Raw genomic sequence first — 15,954 nt, 5'->3', positions numbered from 1 at the left:
CTAACGAATGGTTCGCTTAACGACATAAACATCCTTAATATTCTTTAACGAATCCATAATGAACTGCAATTGATGAAGGTTCCGAACACCAATTGTCATACTAATGGTGACCATCTTATTGTGGTCAACCTTCCCGTTTACAGAGTTTAAGAATTTTGTAGTATTATTTACTGAACGAAGAACATCATTTAACAAACCGCTCCTGTTATAGCCCTGAACTTCAATGTTCGAGTTATAGTTCGTCTTATCCCCATTTGGATTAGCCCAGTAAACATGAATAATCCGTTGACCGCTCTTCTCGGCAGCTTTAATGTTAGGACAATCCGAACGGTGGACCGATACACCACGCCCTTTGGTAATGTAACCAACGATGTCATCACCAGGAACTGGACTACAACAGTGACTAAGACGGGTCAGCAGGTTATCAACACCCTCAACAATGATCCCTTCACTCGTCTCCTTAGCCTGTTTCTTTTTCTCTCGTTGATCGGGTTTTTCCAACGTTGCATGTTCTTCAAGGACGGCTTTTTCAGCAGCCTGTTTCCGTGAATCTTCTTCCTTTTTTCGCACATCAGCAGTGAAGCGATTCCGTACGCCAACCGGAGCCATATCACCAAAGCCAATTGCAGCAAACATATCATCACTGCTTTGGTAGTGCATCTGATTGGCTACTTCTTCGTTCTTTTCTTCGGTCATCAAGGTAAACGGGTCAAAGCCGGCTTCCCGGATCTCCCGTTCAATCATTCGCTTACCTTCCTCGATATTTGTTTCTCGATCATGGGCTCTAAAGAATTGACGAATCTTATTTCGTGCCCGTCGTGTAGACACGAGTTCCAACCAATCACGACTTGGCCCGGCAGATGAAGAAGAAGTCAGAATATCCACAATATCTCCGGTTTTGATTTCATAATCCAGGGGAACAATCCGACCATTAACCTTGGCTCCGGTCGTGTGGTTACCAACTTCAGTATGAATCTGGTAAGCCATATCAAGTGGCCCTGATCCTTGTGGCAATTCGATTACATCACCCTTTGGCGTGAAAGCATAAACCTTATCAGCAAAGATGTCGCTTTGGACACCCTGCATAAATTCATCCGTCCCATCGCTTTCGCTACGTAGTTCGAGAATTTCCTTAACCACATTCAGCTTTTGACTATCGCGGGTCTGTTGAATTCCGTTAGTTTTTCCCTCCTTATAGGCCCAGTGTGCTGCAACCCCATATTCTGCAACCTGGTGCATATGGTGAGTTCTAATCTGGACTTCCAGTGGTTTACCGCCAGGGCCCATGATCGTAGTATGCAATGATTGGTAGCCATTAGCTTTAGGCATCGCAATATAGTCTTTAAACCTTCCTGGCATTGGCTTCCAGTTAGTGTGAATTGCCCCTAAAGCTGCATAACAATCCTTGATTGAATCAACAACAATCCGGACTGCTAACAGGTCATAAATCTGACTAAACTGTTTATGCTGGTTAACCATTTTACGGTAAATTGAGTAAATATGTTTAGGCCGACCATATATTTCAACGTTTGGTCCTAAGTTGAGATCGCTAATCGCCTTTTTAATCTCTCCAATAGCCTCATCAATATATTCAACTCGTTGGTCCCGTCGTGAATTCATTAAGTGGACAATCCGGTAGTATTGTTGCGGATTAAGGTAACGAAGAGAGAGATCCTCCAGCTCCCATTTAATGGTACTAATCCCTAATCGATCAGCAATTGGCGCATAGATTTCTAAAGTTTCGTTTGAGATCCGGCGCTGTTTATCCGGCCGCAAATGCTGAAGGGTGCGCATATTATGAAGCCGATCAGCAAGTTTAACAATCATCACACGAATATCTTTAGACATCGCAAGCAACAGTTTACGGTGAGTAGCAGCCATTTGTTCCTTATTTGACTTGTACTGGATCTTTCCCAGTTTAGTATCACCATCAACAATCAGAGCAATGGTTGGGCCAAACAGTTCCTTAATATCATCTAAAGTCGCCCCAGTATCTTCAACAATATCGTGAAGGTACCCAGCACAAACTGTCTCTGGATCCATATGCAGATCAGCTAAGATTCCCGCAACTTGAATCGGGTGAATGATATACGGCTCACCTGATTTTCGTCGCTGATCTCGATGACAAACTGCGGCAAAATGGTATGCCCGTTCAACTAAAGCAACATGTTCATCATTCATATATGAAGAAACCATTTTAAGGACATCTTCATGTGATAATTCTTTAACCTCTGACAATGTGCCACCCTCCAATCTAAACTACTTTGGTTGGCTTTGTGAACTAATCGACCAAGCTAGGTAAGTAACTCCTAAATAGAATAGAGCAAAATAAACAGTATACTTTGGCATAAATACGTATGAAACAAGGAGGTATAAGACTGGAAATACCAATAAGTTCCACCATTTTAAACCACTCCTCTTTATATATTGACCGAGCCAAATACTAAAAAGCATATTAACCAAGAACAGGAAAAAACCAACCATCCATACACGGTGAATTAACCGAAATTTATCGCTAAATAATGGAAGAATAATTCCAAAAAGGATCCCGAATCCCCATACAGCAATGCTTTTGTTACTTTCAACTTTTTTTAGCCAATCCATAACCTAACTTCCTATACATAATATGATGAAAATAATTGTACCACAATCTATTAATTATTCTTCGATAATTCAGTAACAAATGAGACGGTTGCCAAAAAATATAAAGGAGCCGTTTCCGTTCGTAGAATTCGTGGTCCAAAGCCAACCGGGATGATCCCGTTTTCTTCCATTATAGTAACTTCTGCCGAACTCAATCCACCTTCTGGACCAAATATGGCAAGAATGGAATCTCCTGTTTGTAACTTAGCCAGCGCTTGAAACAAACGACTGCTCTCTCCCTCCTTTGCCGACTCTTCCCAGGCAACTAAACGAATCGTTGCAGGATAATTAGCAAGGAGCTGTTTTAATGAAGGGCAATATTCAATCTGTGGCTTAACATTTCGGTGTGATTGCTCAGCCGCAGCGTCAGCAATTTTCTGCAAGCGGGCAATTTTCCGTGGTTGCTTTTGGCTATTCCAGTGACTAATCGAACGTTCAGCCTCAAAAAAGACGATCTTATCGGCACCAAGTTCCGTCCCCTTTTGAACAATCAGCTCAGGTTTTTCCTTAGTCTTAGGTAAGCCACAAGCAAGAATCGTTTTCACTGGGAGTTCACTATCTTTACCAAGGTTCTCGATCAATTTGGCTATGACATTGCCTGGAGTTATCGAAATCAGCTCAGCAAGATAAGCCTGATGATCCGCCATTACTAATTCAAACTTGGTTCCAACGGCTGCTCGAAGAACTGTCACAAGGTGGTGGGCAACTTCTTCTGGAAGGATAACTTTACCTGCTGTTTTACTTTGATCTATAAAATAACGTTGCATTATTCCTGACCCTCTACTGCTTTATGAGCAATCATTCCATACCAATCTTTCATTCGTAACTTCTGGTCAATAACAAAGTGGTGGCCCTTTAATTCCCGTTCAACTAAGTCTGCCTTATCCTTAATAATTCCGGAAACAAGGAACCGACCACCTGGTTTTAAATTTTCAAACGCCTGAGGGATTAATGGAACAATTATTTCAGCCAAAATATTTGCAACGATTAGGTCCACCTGGGTATGAATCCCATCAAGCAGGCTATTAACACCAACTTTAACGTCAGCAGCAACCGGATTTAAGTCGATATTCTTCTTTGCGGATCGAACAGCAACCTCATCGATATCATAAGCAGCTACTTGGCCTACCCCTAGCTGTTTGGCTGCAATACTTAAGACTCCAGAACCTGTACCAACATCAATCATTGATTCACCACCACGAGCAACAATTTCAAGTGCTTCAATCATTAAGCGCGTCGTTGGGTGAGTTCCTGTTCCAAAGGCCATCCCTGGATCCAAAAAGATTAATTTCTCATTAGCAGAACTTGGTTGATAGTCTTCCCATTGAGGAACAATTGTTAATTGGCTGGTTACTCGCAATGGGTGGTAGTATTTTTGCCAAACGGTTGCCCAATCCTTATTATTGACTGCTTCTGAAACAACAAGGCCTGCTCCAGGATCAAGTTGGTAATCCTTTAACTTTGCAACCCGCCCTTTAATTGTTGAGATAAGTTCAGGAACAAAGACATTTCGCGGAAAGTATCCGGTAACTGCAGCCCCATTTTTCCGGTGGGGGATCTCCTGCAGATCAATGATTTCTCCGTATTTCCCATAACGACCAGGCTTTAAATTTGCGAAATCTTTCGCATCATCAATTTGAACCCCAACTGCTCCTTCGTTAGTTAAAATATAACTAACTGCTTCAACTGCTTCACTGGAAGTAATTACTTTTACTGCTGTCCAATCCATATTATTCTCCTCTTTAAATAAAAAATGACCACCAATATGATGGTCACAGTAATATCACTCACCTATTTTTCATTCCCAAAATTAACAGGCTGCGATGGATTCTCCTCATCATCTTTTTGGGCAAAGTGACTCTTTAAATATTCAATCAAGTCAGCTTCAGTCCGAAAAATCCGTGGATGATGCTGGTGGTGCAGGCGAACATCAATCTCATTAATCCTTAGTCGCCCCGTCCATGTATGGGAGTAACGAATGATTACCCGATTGTTCAATCGATGCTTCCCAAATCGAAAGACATATACATGCTGCGGCGTCATCATTGGCCGAATATATTCTTTCTTATACATTAAGTCATTATCACGCATAAAACGCTTCGTTTGATTCAACACGGTAATCACCTCCTCCTTTTTATATAATCAATTCATTAACATATGTTTCATTTTATCACATGGTTAAGATTGTGCAAAATGTTAACGTGAATTAATCTTTTCAATTTAAAAAATGATATAATTCCTTCACTATTTAGCTTAGGAGGTTAGTGAAGTTGGGAATTTTGATCACATTATTAGTTTTATGGATCATGTGGAAATTAGGTGTTTTTACCCTCAAAGTTCTCGGACTGCTCTTTTTAATTTTCGCGATCGGCTTCATTTTTCATGTCTTACTGATTCCTGCAATCGTAATTGCACTTTTTATTATGTTAGTTAGCGGTCTCCAATCATAAGCAAAACTAGCAATTATTAGCTACTTTTCATAAAAAATGACAATAATTCCGAATTTAATAGCTTTTTTCACAAGGAATGTTATAATTAGTCATGTGAGAGAAATCTCAAATAGCATATTTACTGGATGAAAGGGAGACTGTTTAATTATGTCTAAGAATCATCAAAAAGTTGTTCTTGTTGGTGACGGTGCTGTAGGTTCAAGTTACGCTTACGCATTAGTACAACAAGGTTTGGCTGAAGAATTAGCTATCGTTGATCTTGTTAAGAAGCGTACTGAAGGTGACGCTTTGGATCTTGAAGATGCTACTGTCTTCACTGCACCAAAGCAAATTTACTCTGCTGATTACGACACTTGCAAGGATGCTGACCTGGTTGTTATCACTGCTGGTGCACCACAAAAGCCTGGTGAAACTCGTCTTCAATTAGTTGACAAGAACTTGAAGATCATGAAGTCAGTTGTTGAACCAATTGTTAAGTCTGGCTTTAACGGTATCTTCTTGATTGCTGCTAACCCAGTTGACATTTTAACTTACGCTGTTCAAAAGCTTTCTGGCTTCCCAAAGAACAAGGTTATTGGTTCAGGTACTTCACTTGATTCATCACGTCTTCGTATTGCTTTGGCTAAGTTGTTCGATGTTGACCCACGCGATGTTTCAGCAAACATTCTTGCTGAACACGGTGACTCCGAATTTGCTGCTTACTCAAGTGCAACTATCGGTGGTAAGCCACTTCTTGACATTGCTAAGGAAAACAATGTTTCAATGGATCAATTACTTAAGATCGAAGATGATGTTCGTAACAAGGCTTACGAAATCATTAACCGTAAGGGCGCTACCTTCTACGGTGTTGCTACCTGCTTGATGCGGATTACTCGTGCTATCTTACGTGACGAACACGCTGTATTACCAGTTGGTGCCCCAATGGACGGCGAATACGGAATTAATGATCTTTACATCGGTACTCCTGCTGTTATCAGCGCATCCGGTATTGACAAGGTTATCGAAGTTCCTTTGGATGACCGTGAAAAGAAGGCTATGGATGCTTCTGCTGCTGCCCTTGAAAAGGTTGCTAAGGACGGTATGGCTAAGCTCCAAAACAATTAATTTTCACTTATCAATATAAATGATCAATGATCAAAGAAGACTAGGAAGAATCTAATTTCTTCCTAGTCTTTTTGTTTATTACTTATTAAATTCAGCATTATAGTTCTTCTTAGCGCCTGGTAAAGCGAAGGTATTCTCATAGAGATACTTTTTTGTCAGTTTTTCCAAATAACCATTATCATATAACTTTTTAATTTCCTTATTCAGTGCCCGCGTTAATTTTTTATTCTTTGCATCCTTATGTAAGAGCAAGTATGCTGACCGCTGATCAATTGATTTTGAAACTGTCAATTTCTTTCCATTTTTGGAATTAGCAACCTGTTTATAGGCAGCGTATGGGTATAGTGCAACGTCATATTTACCATTAGCCACTTGAGCTAACGCATCAGCTGAAGATTGGTCACCAATTGCTTTCAAGTTCACCTTTTTACTATGTGATTTATTATAGTCTTCTAAAACACTATAACGGGCATCATCAGTTGAAACGGGAACTAACTTTAAATTCTTCTTAGCAACATCATCTAATGAGCTAGCTTTCTTTCCACTCTTATTATAAACCAGGCGTAAGTCGTCAAGCCCGACTGCCCGTGTATGATAATATGTCTGGAAACGCTGCTTGTTGTACCAAGAATTATTTAAGGCAACGTCATACTTACTACTTTGCAATCCTGAAAAGACCGCGTTTTGGGATGTGAACGTAGTCTTAAACTTATATTGAGGTAAGTCCTGATCAATTTTTTTGATTAGTTCACCGTAATATCCCTCAGGTCCGTTATCAGTATTAACAATATATGCCGGATTACCATTTGGTGCAGCAACATTAACCGTTGTTGTCGCATGAACTGCTGTTGCTGAACTAACTGCACCAGTACTAACTAAACCAATCACCGCTAACTTTGTAAATAACTTTGAAATCTTCATAATAAATAACCTCTCTTTCCCTATACAACGAAATAGCGTTGCCGTAGTTTTCCTTCAACCAACCTAAATAATTGAGCAAAGATCCAGCAAATAATAATGTAAATAATTAATGCATCAGTGTAAGTTTCCAGGTACTTAAACCCAATTGATGAAACAATATTTGCCTGCCCCATGATCTCGACTAAGCCAATATTGTAAATCAGCGCTGTGTCCTTGATTAAATCTAAAAAAATGTTCGTAAAATTAGGAATCAAATTAATAATTAACTGGGGAATTACAATTTGAGTCATTGCCCGAAAAGGCGTCATTCCAATTGATAACGCGGCCTCATATTGTCCAAAATCAACCGAATGGTAAGCTGCTCGAATGCTCTCCGACAAGTTAGCCATCGCATTTAAGCCGTAAGCAGAAAAGGCAATGATGATTGCTGGCAGGCCATTAGGATTCGTGTTCCAGCCCCATTCATTCATCAACACTAACAATTGAGGTAGTCCATAATAAACAACATATAGTTGAACTAAAATTGGTGTCCCCCGAATAAACGATACTAGTATCGCTAAAAACTGAGAAAGGACCGGGATTCGCTTTTCTCTGGCAATTACTACTAGAATCGCTAGACCTAATCCAATAATAGTTGCAACTAAAGCTACAATTAGCGTTAGTGGTGTGGCTGCCAGAATTTGGTTAAACGAATCCTTCGCGAAATTCAAATCAAACACATAATCACATCCTTCCTAAGCTAGCCACTGGTAACGCCGTCTGATAAGACGAAATAAGACTTCAATTACTAATACCAATCCCCAATAGCTCAAAGCCAAAAGAATAAATATTTGCAACTGGTGTAAGCCGGCAGTTTGGTTTGAAAGATTAGATGCCTGATTATACATGTCATATAAACCAATAACATAAACTAATGAAGTTGCCTTAACCAGCCCCACTACCAAATTTTCAATATTAGGCAAAGCAAGCATTGCCGCTTGAGGCAAGATAATTTGCCTAAAGGTGGTCTGATCCTTCATTCCTACAGAACGAGCAGCTTCAATTTGACCCGTATCGACTGAGAGGTAGGCTGACCGAAACGCTTCCGCTAAATAACCACTCCACCCTAAGGAGAGCCCAAGAATTCCAAACATTAACCTTGTCCAATGATCAATATTGATCCCGATTGCTTTCAACAAAACCGGTAACCCATAATAAGCAAGTAACAACATTAGCAACGGTGGTGTTCCTCGAACCAGATTCAGGTATACTGTTGCAATTCCTTGAGCTAACCTATTTTTACGCAACCCAACCCAAGTTAAGAGCAATCCCAAAAGAGTTGCAAAGATAAAGGAAAAGATTAGTAATTCAATCGTGTTCGGAAAGCCTCGCCAAATAATCCCAATAATCTTCTGACTATTCATTGATCTACCTCCCATTCCTAATAGTTATCTGCCAATGCATTTAAGAATTGTTTAGTTCTTTGTTTCTGTGGATGTTCAAAGATTTGCACAGGCGTCCCTGACTCGATGATCTCACCATCAGCAAAGAACAACACTCGACTTGCAACGTTCCGCGCAAACCACATCTGATGGGTAACAACAATCATCGTTTGCCCTTGTTCAGCTAACTGCTGAATATCTTTTAAGACAGTTCCTACTAACTCGGGATCAAGAGCACTGGTTGGTTCATCGAATAATATAATTTCTGGATTAAGAACTGTTGCCCGAGCAATTCCGATTCTTTGCTGTTGACCACCTGATAGTTGCGAAGGATAATAATCTTTTCGTTTGTCCAACCCCAGATTCTTCAATGCTTGAACTGCTTTTTGGTTTGCCGTTTTAGCATTTTCACCATGACCATAAATCAAACCCTCGGCAATATTTTCTTGGGCAGTTTTATTCTTAAACAGGTTATAGTTTTGAAATACCATTGCTGTTTTTCGTCGAACCATCTGAATTTCTGACTTAGTCGCTTGAGCCAGGTTAATTTTTTCTCCAGCAAATTCCATCAAGCCACTATCAGCTTGTTCGAGGAAATTTAAGTTTCTCAATAGGGTTGTCTTTCCTGAACCAGAGGGACCGATAATAACCACTACTTCGCCCTTGTTAATTGAAAGGTCAATCCCATTTAAAATTTGTTGACCATTAAATTGTTTTTTCAAATCCGTTATTTTCAATAACATTCCCGATAACCTCCTAGCCCTGGTGAGCCGCTTCAATCGCCCAATTTAACCGTTCATAAGAAATATCACGGGGAACCGTGCAGTCAGCTCCCAAAATAATCCCCCGGTGACCGGCTTCATCAATTAGCCTTTTGACTTCTGTTTGAATTTGCTCCTTAGTTCCGCGATAGAGAATTCCGGTTGTACTATTATCAAAGCCACCCATTACTGGCCGATCACCAAACAGCTTTTTCCCCTCACCTAGCGAATAACCATCAATTCCCGTTGCCCAATTAACAACTTGCAACGGATAATTAGTGAACCATTCAAGATGATTAGTTGCACCATCAAATCCGCAGATATGAAGAATATTCAATCGTGACACTTGGTTAATTCCTTCTTGAACCTTAAGATCAATCGGCTCCATTACTTGCTTAAAGAATTGGGTGTCATCACGTAAACGTGAATCCTGAATTGACTGCGTACTGTAATAAATCCCATCGACTGTAGTGTTAGCCATTATTGCCTGGACAACTTTGATTTGATCGTCAGCAATTACTTCTAAGACCTGAAAAACTAGCGATGGATCTTGTTCATAAAGATCTGTGAATCGTTGATCGGCTAATAAAAGTGGCTCTGCATAATGCTTAATTAACGCCCACTTAAAAAGCAGCATTGGGGAAAACATCGTAATAAAAGTTGGCCGTTTCCCAGCAATCTGCTGTTGTTGTTGAGCAAGTTCAACTTGACCGGTAATCCACGGATCGTCCTGGTTCAGCGGCCGAAGTCTTTGAAGATTAGTTAAACTCCGTGGATCATCAACCCCACGAAATGGGTAAGCAAAATAGCCATCTAACATCGTTTTAGCAAAATCAACATCTACAGCATTGTAGTATTTTTGGTGACCTCCCAAGTTTGTTTGGAGGACTGCTGGCTCTTGAAAGACATTCGTAAACTCATCTACCGCAAAATGGCGCCAAAAAGAAATTGGGATTTTACCAGTTTCTTGATTATTTAAAGCCGCAATTACTTCTTCACGTGCCAATGTCATTATCATCACTCTTTTCTCTAATTCAGTGCACAAAAAAAGCTACTAATCACTGACATGATTAGTAGCTTTGACCACTTATTTCGGAGTAGCCGCTCATTTTAAGATTTAATCAACCTCAAAAAGAATGGCCAACTGAACTCATGTCAGAATGTCCATTAATTTTTGAAGTTTGACAACAATTAAATAAACGGTTAACTAACATGAGCCCTGCTCCTTTCTAATAATTAATGACCTTAATATACCGGTTACCTTACTTTTTGTCAACAGTAAATTCTAATTTTCTCAGATTATTTTAATTTAATAGTGTAAGTCTTTTTCAGTAAGTGCTTTTCGCCGACCATCTTGTAGAATGTAAACCGCAATAATAACAAGAGCAATTCCAATTATTTCAATTAGGGTTAAGTGAAGATTAAAGAAGAGCACACTTAATAACGAAGTGGTAATCGGCTGTAAAGCATCCATAATGCTGACAACATCGGAAGGAGCATAACGGGTAGCAACCATTAATAAGCTAAATGGCAAAATTGTCCCAAAAAGCACAACGGTTGCAACTGCTGCGACCAACTCACCGCTAATTTGTGGCGGATTAACCCAAAATGGCCGATAAATGTTAAACAGAATACTTGCGATAATGGTTCCCCAACCTAACACGACAATCGGTGGGTTAGAATCAGCGGCTTTTTGAGGCAAAACAACATATAATGCTGCCGTAATTCCTGAACCAAGGCCCCACAATAGTGAATCAAGCGGAATATCCAACTGGGTAAAGTTTCCCTTAGTTAAGGCAAAGAAAACCCCTAAAAGGGCTAAAGCAAATGCAAGCAAGTCGCTTCTAAATGGATGTTGACGTTTAAATACCACGCCGCCAAGGACAATAAATAACGGTGACAAATATTGTAGAATCGTTGCTGCTGAAGCATTTCCCTTTTGAATAGCATAGTAAAAGGTCAATAGGTTAGCCATCAATCCAAAAACAGCATAGGAAATAACAGAAATAGTCGTATCACGACGTTTAAAAACATTGAAGGTTTTTTTGCCGTACATAATCCCACTAATTACAAGTAAAATAATTCCTGCAGAAAATGTTCGGATAGAGAGCATCCATGCTGCCGGGATTGCAAGGTTTTGGGAGATCAGTTGAAGTGTCGTTCCTGAAATCCCCCACATTACTGATGCAGCTGCAGCAATGATAATCCCTTTCATTACCGGATTATTTGTTTTTTGCGCCATAAAGCACCCTTCTTCCTGTAAATTAATTCTTTTTTGTTTGCGAGTTAAGGTTAAAAATTGGAATCTTAGGACCCTGAATTTTTCTGGCATCCTGGTGTGAATAATTTGCTTTTCGTTCTTCAAATTGACGTTCATGCTCCTGAACATCATGAACCGACTTCAGACCTTGCCTGGACCAGTTTCTTAAAATCCGGTCCATATACTGGAGACTTAGTGCATTATTCATTACCGCCTGTCTTAATGCAAGATCAATAATTGCGGCTTTATAATGATCACGATCAATCCAATCATTGACAATTTGCATTTCCATTGGCGACAATGGCCGACCAACTTCTGCCTCAATTTTATTGAACGTTTCTTTTCGCTGATTTCCAGTATTTGTATTAACCTGCTCAGTAGCTTCCTGTTCGTTAAACGTACTAAGCTTATTTATCAGTGGTGTGAAATCCCAAAAGGCATCTTCCTTACCATCATCTAACTTCCGCATCTGCTGAACTACTAGTTTATTGCTCATCATTTGGTGAAGAAGATCAAACACTTGATTTTCGTCCGTTTGTAAGTGCTGGGCAATTTGACGAATATCAGGATCAAGCACACCCCGATCAAGATAAGACTTAAATTCAAGGTAAACAACCAATTGAGCCGTTGACATCCCCAATTCATGGTAATGATGGAGGAGAATATTACTAATGGAAGTTTCTCCGGCTTTAAGGTATTGGACTAGTGAATTAGCTTCTGTCATCATGAACCCCCTTAACAAAAATTAACCAAAAAAGATAAGGGCGTAACGACAATGAATCGTCCCCCTATCTTCATGAGCTACAAATTATTAATTGTCTGAACAACCTTACCTGTTTTGAAATTAATCAGGTCATAGCATAGTTGTCCTTTTTGGTTACGGTAAGTAACTTCCCAAACTACTTTATCATTAAAGACTCCTGGAGCAGCTTTTAACACTTTTTGCGGATGATGATTCTGCCGCACTTGCTGGATTACCTGCTGTGCTGTTAAGCCACTACTCTGTTTTAATACCCGAACACTGCCACCATGCTGAGGAACAACCACTAAAATCGGTTGATTTTGATTGTTCCTTCCGGCAATGGTGTAATAAGTATTCTCCCGATTATAAATATAGAAACTCCCTGGATCCTTGAGGTGGGCATACTTCTTTGCAATTGAAACGGTTTGTCGTCTGGCTGCCGAACGTGGCTGGTTACTGATAAGGTAAAAGATCCCCACAATAACGATAATTGCAACAATGACAATCAAAAGATTACGAATCGTTTGTCCAGTAGAACGATGTTGCTTATCACGCTGGACCTCACGACGACTTTGCATGTAACTTCCCCTCTTTAAAAAATTATTAATCTTAGAAATTATACCAGAAATTCTTACTTTTCGTTATTTGTCCGGTACTTTTTTAAAAATTTTTTGGCACTTTCCACCAGCTCGGTAGTTGGTAATTCCTTTATCGGCAAGTCTTTAGGAAGGTTTTTGAGCATTGAACTTCCGTAACGCCGAGTGCTAATTCGTGAATCAAGGATAACCCCTACTCCAAAATCATTTGGTGTCCGTAATAATCGACCAATTCCCTGCTGAAGTCTCATGGTTGCCTTAGGAAGAGCTGCGTGATAGAACGGATTCTTCCCTTCACGTTTTAGCAAATTATTATGTGCCCGCGTCATGATTTCGTTTGGAGAATCAAAAGGCAACCGGGTTATAATCAGTAGTTCCAAGGATGATTTAGGAAGGTCAATTCCCTCCCAAAAACTAGATGCACCTAACAAGATCGAACTTGTTCCGCTTGCAAACTGCTTTAATAGTTTTTCCCGGCGTCCAGTAATCCCTTGCGCCAAAATATCCCGCTGATCAAATAAGTCGGTTTCTTTAAGCTGACTATAAACCTGCTCAATTGTTACTAGCGAATTGAAGAGGATCATTGTTTGACATTGGTTATTTTTACATAATTGATAAATTGTCTGCGCTAAATAACGAGTATATTCCTCATTATTAGTTTGGTTGGGAATCGGTGCATCCTTAGCAACCAGCAACTCTGCTCGCTCCGCATAGTTAAATGGTGAAGCAAAGCGCTTTTGCAATGTCCGGTCTTTTTCTAAATCTAACTGTTCATACAAGTGGTTAGAACGACTGGAGGTAAACAGCGTTGCCCCGACAAATAATGGTTGGGCAAAATATGGATAAACGTTCTCTGTTAAGAAGTGATTAACAGCCAGAAGGCCACCACTAAGTCGCATTGAACTATGCTCAGCAGACTGCTGAACAGTGAGCCAAAAAGCAGCAGCTTCACCACGTTCCTCAAGGGTTTCAATAAATTGGTGAAGCTTATTGTCAGCATCAGCAAGAACCATCCACTGGCTCTGGAACTGGCTCATTAAGTACCGATCGCTAAATAACCACCGGTCGGCCTGCTGTTCAAAAAGGTGTCGAAGAGCCATAAAATGAAACTGCACGCTTGCTAATGCCTGCTCAAGCTGCATAATGGGCTTATTACTTGGCGTTAATAGTGAAAATAGTTGCTGATTATCTAACGGTTGCTCAATTAACTCATTACTATTATTACCTTGAACATTAAGCATAAATTGACGGTATAATGCCTGCTGAAAAGCATCCGTGGCCTCACTAAGCGACCGTAAATCGTCCCTTAGCAGTTCGACGTTGTATGTCCCTAGCGCATGCTCTTCAAATATATTTGCAAGGTTTCGCTCCTGATTATCACTAACTAAGTTCTCCAACACATGAATCGCAGTTCTGATACTTTGAAAATCAAGCGTCTGTCGTGAACGACGAAGGATGCTTTCACTTAAGTGCTGAGCCTCATCAACCACTAGGTACGGTCGTCTAGTACCATCCCCTAATTCTTGCGCATGAGCAACCAGGTAGGCATGGTTAGTAATAATTACATTAGCAGTATGCAGTTGCTTTTGCCGGCGAATTAAAAAGTCATCGTTATAAAACTCATTATCTTCGCGCAAGGTTTTAACACCTTGGTGACGAATTTCAGCAAAATACGGTGAACGTTGCGCGTTTAGGTTCAATTCGTCAAGATCGCCACTGGTAGTTTTTAGCAGCCAAACAAGAATTTTCGCCTTAATCAACTGAATATAATCAGAATCTTCAACGATACTTAATGAATGGACGAACTTCGCCAGATCCAGGTAATGAGAATTTCCCTTAATTACTACCCCATTTAATTCGAATGGCAGGAGGTGGTTTAACTGCTTCATTGTTCGTTGCGCTATTTGTTGTTGCAAAAGGTTAGTTGCCGTACTGATAACAATTTTTTTATCTGGATACGCTGCATAGGCTAAGGGAAGAAGGTACCCTAATGTCTTCCCCGTTCCTGTTCCGGCTTCCACAATCATTGATTTGGGTTCATCATGAGTATAGTTATTATAAATACTATTCATCATCTTTGATTGAGTAGGACGAAATTCCAGTGAATCACCATACAGCTTTATCTTCGCCCGTTTAGTCGATGGATAACGGACATTGGTTACTTCTCCTAAACTGGTTGCTGGACGAACCTTGTGGAGAACAATGCCGTGACTAACGTATAGACTATCATCTAATGGCAACGGATTAGCAACTCGTCGCTCTAACTCCTGTTCCAAAACCATTGTCGTTTGTTGAGGCAGGTTCAATTTAAGTTCAACAAGCTTTTCAAGGGTTAGTGTCGGCAATTCTCGTAACTGCTTCATTAAGTCTACTAGTAAATGAGCAGTTGCTTCTGCATCAGAAACCGCACTGTGAGGATGATCGTGTTCAATTGACAATGAACTTGTCAGATCTCGCAAACGGTAGCTTTTTACAGTCGGCATTAGTATTTGGCTTAGCGTTACTGTATCAATAGCCTTTATTGATAACGAAGGGTAACCAGCACGCTCCAACTCAGCATTTAAAAACGGAAAATCAAAATTGACATTATGCGCTACAAAAATAGTCCCACTAAGGAGACTGTATAGTGTCCCAGCAATATCTTCAAATAACGGTGCATTCCGTACATCATTATTTTTAATTCCCGTTAATTGAGTAATGTGCCGCGGAACTGCTACCCGCGGATTAATTTTTGTTTCAAAATGATTAATAATCTCGCCATCTTGAACAAGTACACAGCCGACCTGAATGATGCGGTCACCATGATTAACGCTTGTTCCGGTCGTTTCCAGATCAACAACCGAATATATTGGTCCACGTGACTTTTTTGTTTTCTGTCGACGTTTTTTCGTTGTTGACAAACTATCACCATGTTTCATTATTTATTCGATCAAAGTTCTGTTTTTATGATACACCATTCGTTTTTTAAATTATAGTAACAATTACCGTTGTTCTTTGGCAAATCAGTAATTTTACGCTATTATTAATAATGGTATTTTACGAAGAAAGTAGGTTTT

General features: G+C 40.0%; 16 protein-coding genes. 2 read left to right on the top strand and 14 right to left on the bottom strand.

What is annotated here, in order from left to right; all coding sequences use genetic code 11:
* The 5 genes from N4627_RS04125 to N4627_RS04105 all read right to left on the bottom strand — a co-directional run bounded on the left by N4627_RS04125 (window position 1) and on the right by N4627_RS04105 (window position 4,734).
* Complete coding sequence (locus N4627_RS04125) at window positions 1-2,238, bottom strand: RelA/SpoT family protein (RefSeq protein ID WP_040531136.1); 2,238 nt, start codon at window positions 2,236-2,238, stop codon at window positions 1-3.
* A 21-nt stretch (window positions 2,239-2,259) separates the two neighbouring features.
* Window positions 2,260-2,604 (bottom strand): hypothetical protein, encoded by a 345-nt coding sequence (locus N4627_RS04120; protein WP_003716973.1) that lies wholly within the window; start codon window positions 2,602-2,604, stop codon window positions 2,260-2,262.
* Window positions 2,605-2,654: 50 nt separating this feature from the next.
* The gene (locus tag N4627_RS04115) at window positions 2,655-3,410 is read right to left on the bottom strand and encodes a 16S rRNA (uracil(1498)-N(3))-methyltransferase (RefSeq protein ID WP_003716972.1); all 756 of its coding nucleotides are present in this window, start codon (window positions 3,408-3,410) and stop codon (window positions 2,655-2,657) included.
* Window positions 3,410-4,372: a 50S ribosomal protein L11 methyltransferase gene (gene prmA / locus N4627_RS04110; RefSeq protein ID WP_003716971.1), complete on the bottom strand. Its 963-nt coding sequence runs from the start codon at window positions 4,370-4,372 to the stop codon at window positions 3,410-3,412. Before prmA ends, N4627_RS04115 begins: the two co-directional genes overlap by 1 nt.
* Before the next feature lie 62 nt (window positions 4,373-4,434).
* On the bottom strand, window positions 4,435-4,734 hold the full coding sequence (locus tag N4627_RS04105) for a hypothetical protein (RefSeq protein WP_003716970.1): 300 nt from the start codon (window positions 4,732-4,734) through the stop codon (window positions 4,435-4,437).
* Window positions 4,735-4,913: 179 nt separating this feature from the next.
* Between N4627_RS04105 and N4627_RS04100 the strand changes: the two genes are divergently transcribed.
* Together N4627_RS04100 and N4627_RS04095 are read left to right on the top strand one after the other, a co-directional pair.
* On the top strand, window positions 4,914-5,093 hold the full coding sequence (locus N4627_RS04100) for a hypothetical protein (protein WP_040531125.1): 180 nt from the start codon (window positions 4,914-4,916) through the stop codon (window positions 5,091-5,093).
* 147 nt (window positions 5,094-5,240) lie between these two features.
* The gene (locus N4627_RS04095) at window positions 5,241-6,197 is read left to right on the top strand and encodes an L-lactate dehydrogenase (protein WP_003716968.1); all 957 of its coding nucleotides are present in this window, start codon (window positions 5,241-5,243) and stop codon (window positions 6,195-6,197) included.
* 78 nt (window positions 6,198-6,275) lie between these two features.
* On the opposite strand, the gene N4627_RS04090 is transcribed toward N4627_RS04095, so the two are convergent.
* The 9 genes from N4627_RS04090 to N4627_RS04050 all read right to left on the bottom strand — a co-directional run bounded on the left by N4627_RS04090 (window position 6,276) and on the right by N4627_RS04050 (window position 15,816).
* The gene (locus N4627_RS04090; protein ID WP_098044605.1) at window positions 6,276-7,118 is read right to left on the bottom strand and encodes a transporter substrate-binding domain-containing protein; all 843 of its coding nucleotides are present in this window, start codon (window positions 7,116-7,118) and stop codon (window positions 6,276-6,278) included.
* Window positions 7,119-7,138: 20 nt separating this feature from the next.
* On the bottom strand, window positions 7,139-7,837 hold the full coding sequence (locus N4627_RS04085) for an amino acid ABC transporter permease (RefSeq protein ID WP_003716966.1): 699 nt from the start codon (window positions 7,835-7,837) through the stop codon (window positions 7,139-7,141).
* Between the two features lie 15 nt (window positions 7,838-7,852).
* Window positions 7,853-8,521, bottom strand: coding sequence for an amino acid ABC transporter permease (locus tag N4627_RS04080; protein WP_219721752.1), 669 nt, complete (start codon window positions 8,519-8,521; stop codon window positions 7,853-7,855).
* A gap of 17 nt (window positions 8,522-8,538) precedes the next feature.
* On the bottom strand, window positions 8,539-9,282 hold the full coding sequence (locus N4627_RS04075; RefSeq protein ID WP_003716964.1) for an amino acid ABC transporter ATP-binding protein: 744 nt from the start codon (window positions 9,280-9,282) through the stop codon (window positions 8,539-8,541).
* A gap of 13 nt (window positions 9,283-9,295) precedes the next feature.
* Window positions 9,296-10,312, bottom strand: a complete 1,017-nt coding sequence (locus N4627_RS04070) for a uroporphyrinogen decarboxylase family protein (protein WP_040531119.1) — start codon at window positions 10,310-10,312, stop codon at window positions 9,296-9,298.
* Between the two features lie 297 nt (window positions 10,313-10,609).
* Window positions 10,610-11,542, bottom strand: a complete 933-nt coding sequence (locus N4627_RS04065) for a DMT family transporter (RefSeq protein WP_003716962.1) — start codon at window positions 11,540-11,542, stop codon at window positions 10,610-10,612.
* A 22-nt stretch (window positions 11,543-11,564) separates the two neighbouring features.
* Window positions 11,565-12,284 carry a DnaD domain-containing protein gene (locus N4627_RS04060; RefSeq protein WP_040531117.1) on the bottom strand — a complete coding sequence of 240 codons (720 nt, stop codon included), beginning with the start codon at window positions 12,282-12,284 and terminating at the stop codon, window positions 11,565-11,567.
* A gap of 77 nt (window positions 12,285-12,361) precedes the next feature.
* The gene (locus N4627_RS04055) at window positions 12,362-12,880 is read right to left on the bottom strand and encodes a cell wall elongation regulator TseB-like domain-containing protein (RefSeq protein ID WP_003716960.1); all 519 of its coding nucleotides are present in this window, start codon (window positions 12,878-12,880) and stop codon (window positions 12,362-12,364) included.
* A gap of 53 nt (window positions 12,881-12,933) precedes the next feature.
* Window positions 12,934-15,816 carry a helicase C-terminal domain-containing protein gene (locus N4627_RS04050; protein ID WP_098044608.1) on the bottom strand — a complete coding sequence of 961 codons (2,883 nt, stop codon included), beginning with the start codon at window positions 15,814-15,816 and terminating at the stop codon, window positions 12,934-12,936.
* Between the last annotated feature and the right edge of the window lie 138 nt (window positions 15,817-15,954).

It is taken from the genome of Limosilactobacillus vaginalis (genome assembly GCF_025311515.1).
Taxonomy (GTDB): domain Bacteria; phylum Bacillota; class Bacilli; order Lactobacillales; family Lactobacillaceae; genus Limosilactobacillus; species Limosilactobacillus vaginalis.
This window is presented reverse-complemented; position numbering and strand designations above follow the sequence as displayed.